This is a genomic window from Gemmatimonadales bacterium (genome assembly GCA_030697825.1).
In the GTDB taxonomy this organism is placed as follows: domain Bacteria; phylum Gemmatimonadota; class Gemmatimonadetes; order Gemmatimonadales; family JACORV01; genus JACORV01.
This window is the reverse complement of sequence record JAUYOW010000080.1, coordinates 1-6,055: the sequence shown is the minus strand read 5'-3', so window position 1 is coordinate 6,055 and position 6,055 is coordinate 1. Positions and strand designations below refer to the sequence as shown.

Here is a 6,055-nt window from a genome sequence, read left to right as displayed (position 1 = left end):
CGGGCGGAGCGACTGGCGGGCACCGAGGCGGGCGGGGACATCGTGATGCCGGCGATCAAGGTGCACGACTTCAACTTCACGAGCTTGTCTGAGGCGGTGTAGGCGCATTGCCGGCGTTCGCCGCGCGCGAGGAGCTGGCTGAGGCGGCGGCGCGCCTCAGGGCCGAGGTCGCCCGCCGCATCGTAGGCCAGGCCGCGGTGATCGAGGAGATCCTGATGGCGGTGATGGCCGGCGGGCATGTGCTGCTCGTCGGCGTCCCGGGCCTGGCGAAGACGCTGATCATCCGCTCCATCGCGGGCGCGATGCAGTTGGAGTTCCGGCGCATCCAGTTCACGCCCGATCTGATGCCGAGCGACATCACCGGCACCGAGATCAGAATGGAAGAGACCACCGCGACCGGCGAGCGCGGCTTCCGGTTCGTGCGCGGGCCGGTGTTCGCCAACATCGGCGCCAGCTTTGCCAAAGTGGTGAAGCAGCTAGCCGCAATCTGTCCGCGCCCTTACCGTTCCTCCGGCCCAAACACGCGGAGCAGCGGTGGCGGAACGGGACATCAAGGACATCACGATCATCGGCGCGGGGCCGGTCGGCCTCTTCGGCGCGTTCTACGCCGGGATGCGCGGCGCCTCCTGCCGGCTGATCGACGCGCTGCCCGAGCTGGGCGGCCAGGTCACCGCGCTCTACCCCGAGAAGTACATCTACGACGTCGGCGGCTTCCCGAAGATCCTCGGCAAGGACTTCGTCAGGCAGCTCTCTCAGCAGGCGCTACAGTTCAAGGCCGACACGCAGCTCGCGCAGGAAGTGATCGCGATGCGGCGGGAAACGGGCGACGACGGAAAAACATTCTTCGCGCTGAAGACGCCGAAAGCCGAGTACTACAGCCGCGCGCTGGTCATCGCGGGCGGCATCGGCGCGTTCTCGCCGCGGAAGCTCCCGCTCGACGATTACGACGCATGGCTCGAGAAGGGGATGTACGACAAGGTCGTGGACCCGAAGCAGTTCGCGGGCCGGCGGGTGTTGCTGGTGGGCGGCGGCGATTCGGCGTTCGACTGGGCCGTGAACCTCCAGGGCCTCGCGAAGTCCGTCCTCATGATCCACCGGCGCGACGGCTTCCGCGCGCACCAGGCCACGATCGACCAGGTGAACCGGCTGTGCGCGGATGGGAAGATGGAGTTGCGCACCTTCTGGGAAGTGAAGGCGATCCACGGCGAGGGCCGCGTGCAGGCCGTCACGATCTTCGGCAACAAGACGAAAGAAGAAGAGCGCCTCGAGATCGACGCGCTCATCCCGCTCCTCGGCTTCGTCTCGAACCTGGGCGACATAGGCAACTGGGGCCTCGACCTCCAGAAAGAGGAGATCGTCGTCAACCAGATGATGGAGACGAACCTCGAGGGGATCTATGCCGCGGGAGACATGGTGACCTACCCCGGCAAGCTCAAGCTGATCGCGACGGGCTTCGGCGAAGCGTGCATCGCGGTGAACAACGCCGTGCACCACGTGAACCCGAGCAAGAAGCTTTTCCCCGGCCACTCCTCGAACATGGAAAACCTCTTCGCGCCGACGCCCTAGTGGGCGAGTCGCGCGATGGCGGCGCGTGCGGCGGCGACGCGAGGCTGGACCTCGGGGTCGCTGTCGCGCAGCAGCGCTTCGACGGTGCGCCAGGCCCGAACCGCGGTCGCGGTGTCGCCCTGGCGCTCGGCGATCTGCGCCCGGAGCTCTTCCATGTCGGCGCGCCAGGGCACGATGCCGGTCACGAAGGTCGCCCAATCCACCCGGCTTTTCGCCGCGTCGAGCATGCCCGCTGCCAGCTCGAGGCGCGCCAGCTGTACCGCGAGGTACGCCGTCAAGTCGGTGGAGCGCGCTGCCCCGGAAACGCCATAGGGGAGCACACCGACGGCCCTCTGCAGGAGTCCGCGCGCTTGCGCCGTATCGCCCCGCTGCAGCCGCTCGAGCCCTCGTAGCCCCGCAGCGAGTGCAGCGCGGTAGGCGCGGAGCGGCGCGTCGGCGGCCTCGAGGCGCCGCACCACGGACTCGAGACGCACCGAGTCGCGCGCGGTGAGGGCGTCGAGCCCTAGCAGCGCGAGATCCAATACATCCGAGGTCGTGTCGCCGACCTGACGGAGCGCCGCGAACGCCTCGCCGGGTGGCTGGCGCGAGACCAACGCGAGCAGGGCGGCTGCGCGGCGGAGGAGAGGGGCGGATGGGTCCACCGCGCGCGCCGTATCCAGGGCCGCCCAGGCATCGCGGAAGCGGCCTTGCGCCGCTCGTAGCGCGATGAGGTATCCGAGGTTGCCCAGGCGGACGTCGGGCGGCAAACGAGGTGTCGACGCGGCGGTGAAGAACGGCTCGGCCAGCGTGAGATCGCGGGCCGGCTCACGCGTGAGCGCCCGGACGATCTCGTAACCGGCCCGACCCACGACGTTCTGTCCGGGAGCGAGCGCCCGCTCGACCCGCTCGGCGCTCTCGATCACGCGCGCCGGCTCCTCTCCTTCGATCGCGCGCATCGCGTGGAGCACCGCCTGGTGGATGCGGGAGTTGGGCGCCAGGGCCGCTCCGCGCACGGCGAGGAGCCTCGCTCCCGCCGGGTCGCCCAGCATCACCCGCAGCTCGACAGCGTGGTTGTACGGGTCGATGAACGTCGAGTCGAGGCGGATCGCGCGCTCGAAGGCCTCGAGGACGCGCTCGGACGGCGCGCCGAGCGCGAGGCCCAAGTGGAAGTACGCCTCACCCTGTTCGTAGGCGGCTTCGGGATCGTCGGGGTACAGCCGGCCGAGATCGTCGGCGAGGCGCAGGGCGGTGGCGCCCAGCCCCTCGATCGTGGCCGAGACGGCCGTCAGGAGATCCCGCTGGCGCCGCGGCAGCCGGTCGGCGTGGCGCAGGGCCACTTCGATCGGCTGGAACTGGACGCGTCCCGCCGGGTCGCCTCCGAAGGTGGTCGCGACCCGCAGGCGGTAGTACGCCAACCCGAAGCTGGAGTCGACGCTGATCGCGGCGAGGAGGGAATCGACCGCGGACGTCCATTGACCCTGTCGACCCAGGCGCTCGGCCTCGAGGTAGGCGCGCAGGGCTCGCGGCGAGGTCGTGGCCATCTCTTGGAGGAGGCGGCGGGCCGCGCCGGCGTGGGTTACGAGTCGGACGCGCGCCAGCCCCGCGGCGAGGCTGTCGATCACCGGGGCGGGGTCCGCCACGGTACCGCGGGCTTCCACCGACGCCAGCCGGCGCGTGCTGTTGGCCGCGTATAGTTCGGCCCGGGCGCGCAGCTGGGAGCCGACGACCACGGCGGTGCCGAGGATAAACTGTCCCGCGCCCACCGACCGCGCGACCCTCGCCGCTTCGGTTTCGGGCGTCGCATCGGTGAAGCCGCGGGTGCGCGCCAGGAGGGTGCGCGCGCTGACCACGCGCCAGCCCGACAGCTCGTCGAGCGCGAGGTTCAGAAGGTCGGCGGCGCCCTCGCGCAGCCACGCGACGTCGGCTGAGGGGCCAGTGAGCCGAAATGGGAAAACGGCGACAACATTCTGATCGACCGCGGCCGCCATGGCGCGGGGGGAACGGTCGCAGGGCGGTGGGGTGCCGTCGGGACATTGAGCGGTGGCAATGCGGGACACGCCAAAGGCAAGCGTGAGCGGAAGGAGCAGGCGGGACGCGGTGACCTCCACCGGCGCGAATCTAGTCTGCGGCCCGGGGGCCCGCCAGGCGCGCGAGCGTGGGAAGGAAAGGCCGAATTCGATTCTCACCTTACTCCCCTTACTCCCCTTACTCCCCTCTACCTAGCCAACATCCCAACCACCTCATCAATCCGCCTGATCGCCTCGCGACTCAGCGCCGTATGGTGATTGAGCTGGATCGAGAAGACCCAGGTGGTCCCGTCCACGCGATCCAGGTAACCCGACAGCGTGTTCACGTTCCCGATGGAGCCGGTCTTCGCGCGCACTCGGCCGGCCGCGGGGCCGGAGCGGAAGCGCGAGCGCAGCGTCCCTTCACGTCCGGCGCGGGGCAGCGCGTCCAGGAACGGCCGCCCGCGCGGGTGGTCCCGGATGAAGGCGAGCAGCTTGACGAAGGCGCGCGGCGCCACGAGGTCGTGGTGCGAGAGGCCGCTGCCGTCCACGACGTCGAACATCGTCGAGTCCACCCGCATCGAGTCGATCAGGATGCGCCGCTCCACCGCGATGCCCGAGTCCCAGGAGCCGGCGCCGGCGAATTCCCGCCCCAGCGTCTTGAGCAGCATCTCCGCGTACCAGTTCTGGCTCTGCTCGAGGATCGTCTCGAGGATGTCAGGCAGCGCGGGTGACAGGTGCTCGGCCAACGGCGCGCCCTGGCGCGCCGTCGCCGTCGCCATGGAGTCGTAAGCGGACCGCGCCATGCCGGCGACGGCGATCCCCCGCCCGGCGAGCGCGCGGCGGAAGGCTTCGGCCGCGTACGACGCGCCGTCCCGCACCGCGAAGTTCACGCCCCGGGGCCGCGCGTCCACCGGCAGCGTCCCCTCCGCGCGGACCGAGTCCGTTCCCGGTACCCGGAAGAAGTCGAGCGTGCTCGGCGAATCCACCGGCACGGTGCGGGCGCGGTTCAGGATCGCGGCGAGGCCGAACTCCGGCTCGTAGCCAAGCGACGGCGGTTGGCCGATCAGGCCCGGCGTGGTGCGTATCTCCACGACGTTGGCGTCGTAGCCGAGCGCCGCGACGGGCGCGGCATCCTCCCGGTTGAGGTCGTAGTTCTCCCACGACCAGTGCTGCGGAACCACGTCGAAGTACGACGCGTCGCCGATCAAGTTCCCCTCCACCCGGGCGACGCCACGCGCTCGCAGCGAATCGGCCAGAGCGCCGAGCGCGGCGGAATCGAGGGTCGGGTCGCCGCGGCCGTAGAGCACGAGGTCGCCGCGAAGGACGCCGCCCTGCACCGGTCCGGACGCATAGACGCTGGTGCGGTAGCGCCAGGTCGGGGGTAGGAGGAGGGTGGCGACCGCGGTCACCACGAGCTTGGTGTTGCTGGCGGGCTCGAACAGGCGGTCGCCGTTCCGCTCGAAGACCACGCGGCCCCGTGCGTCCGCGACTGCGACGCCCCAGAGCGCGCGGTTGAACGGTTCCTGATCCATGAGGCTGGTGAGGCGCTCCGCGAGCGACGGTGCCGCGCGGGCGCGAGGTGCGGTGGCGATGGGCCTGCGCGAGGGCGCGGTTTGCGCCGCGACGCCCGTCACGGCGAGCGTTGAGCGCGCGATGCCGATGAGGGCCGCGACTTGCAGTATCTTCCGGCGCATCAATTGGTTAACATGATTGGCTGGGTGTATGAAAGTACGACGCTGTCATGGCCGCGGTCAATTCGCATTGACTGGGTGAGCGTCCGCGGGGCGGTGTGGATCGCGGCGCTCGTCCCGTCGTCGCTCATGGCTCAGGCGGATAGGCAGCCCCAGCGCACCGTCACGGGGGTGCACTTCCGGGGTAACCGTGCCATCGCCGCCGACACGCTCGCCATCTCCATCGCGACCACCGGATCGAGCTGGCTCGCCGGGTTCGCCCCACTCCGATTCGTGCACCTCGGCCAGCGTCGCACGTTCGACGAGCTCGAGTTCCGGCGCGACGTGGTGCGGCTCCAGCTCCTCTACCGTCTGCCCGGCTATTTCGAGGCGCGGGTGGACACTGTGCTCCGCCGGAGCGCCGACGCGATCTCAGTGACATTCATCATCGAGGAAGGGCCGCCGATCGTCGTGGACTCCATCACGATCGGGGGAGTGGACAGCATCGTGCCGCCGGAGCGGCTCCGGCGCGGGCTGCCGCTAGCCGTAGGCCGGCCGTTCGACCGCTACCGCTTCGCGGCCTCGGCCGACTCACTGACGATGGGGATGCGGAACCGCGGGTACCCGTTCGCCGGGGTGTACCGAAGCTACACCGTGGACCGCACCACGCGGCTGGCCAGGGTGAGCTACGAGGTCGTGCCCGGCCCGTACGCGCGGGTGGGCGAGATCGTGATCGATGGCTCGCGCGGGGTCAGCCGCCGCACCGTGCGCCGCTCGCTCGCCGTGAAGGTGGGCGACGAGTTCGACCAGGACGCGCTCTACGACTCGCAG

Annotated in this window: 4 protein-coding genes and 1 pseudogene; 3 read left to right on the top strand and 2 right to left on the bottom strand. The window is 70.3% G+C overall.

Translation table 11 applies throughout. The annotated features are described in order from the left end of the window. Positions 1–224 precede the first annotated feature (224 nt). Both Q8Q85_04340 and Q8Q85_04335 read left to right on the top strand, forming a co-directional pair. Positions 225–386, top strand: a pseudogene (locus tag Q8Q85_04340) (AAA family ATPase). Positions 387–534: 148 nt separating this feature from the next. Beyond that, positions 535–1,566: an NAD(P)/FAD-dependent oxidoreductase gene (locus Q8Q85_04335; GenBank protein MDP3773474.1), complete on the top strand. Its 1,032-nt coding sequence runs from the start codon at positions 535–537 to the stop codon at positions 1,564–1,566. Here Q8Q85_04335 and Q8Q85_04330 read toward each other — a convergent pair. Both Q8Q85_04330 and dacB read right to left on the bottom strand, forming a co-directional pair. Continuing rightward, entirely contained in the window at positions 1,563–3,533 is a 1,971-nt protein-coding gene (locus tag Q8Q85_04330) for a hypothetical protein (protein MDP3773473.1), read from the bottom strand. The genes Q8Q85_04335 and Q8Q85_04330 overlap by 4 nt on opposite strands. Before the next feature lie 227 nt (positions 3,534–3,760). After that, positions 3,761–5,248 (bottom strand): D-alanyl-D-alanine carboxypeptidase/D-alanyl-D-alanine-endopeptidase, encoded by a 1,488-nt coding sequence (dacB, locus tag Q8Q85_04325; GenBank protein MDP3773472.1) that lies wholly within the window; start codon positions 5,246–5,248, stop codon positions 3,761–3,763. A gap of 75 nt (positions 5,249–5,323) precedes the next feature. Here dacB and Q8Q85_04320 point away from each other — a divergent pair. After that, on the top strand, positions 5,324–6,055 hold a 732-nt coding region (locus Q8Q85_04320), incomplete at its 3' end, for a POTRA domain-containing protein (GenBank protein MDP3773471.1).

Excerpts from the sequence above, each read along its gene's own strand:
- Q8Q85_04330 (MDP3773473.1), bottom strand. The coding sequence starts at position 3,533 with ATGGCGGCCGCGGTCGATCAGAATGTTGTCGCCGTTTTCCCATTTCGG.
- dacB (MDP3773472.1), bottom strand. The coding sequence starts at position 5,248 with ATGCGCCGGAAGATACTGCAAGTCGCGGCCCTCATCGGCATCGCGCGC.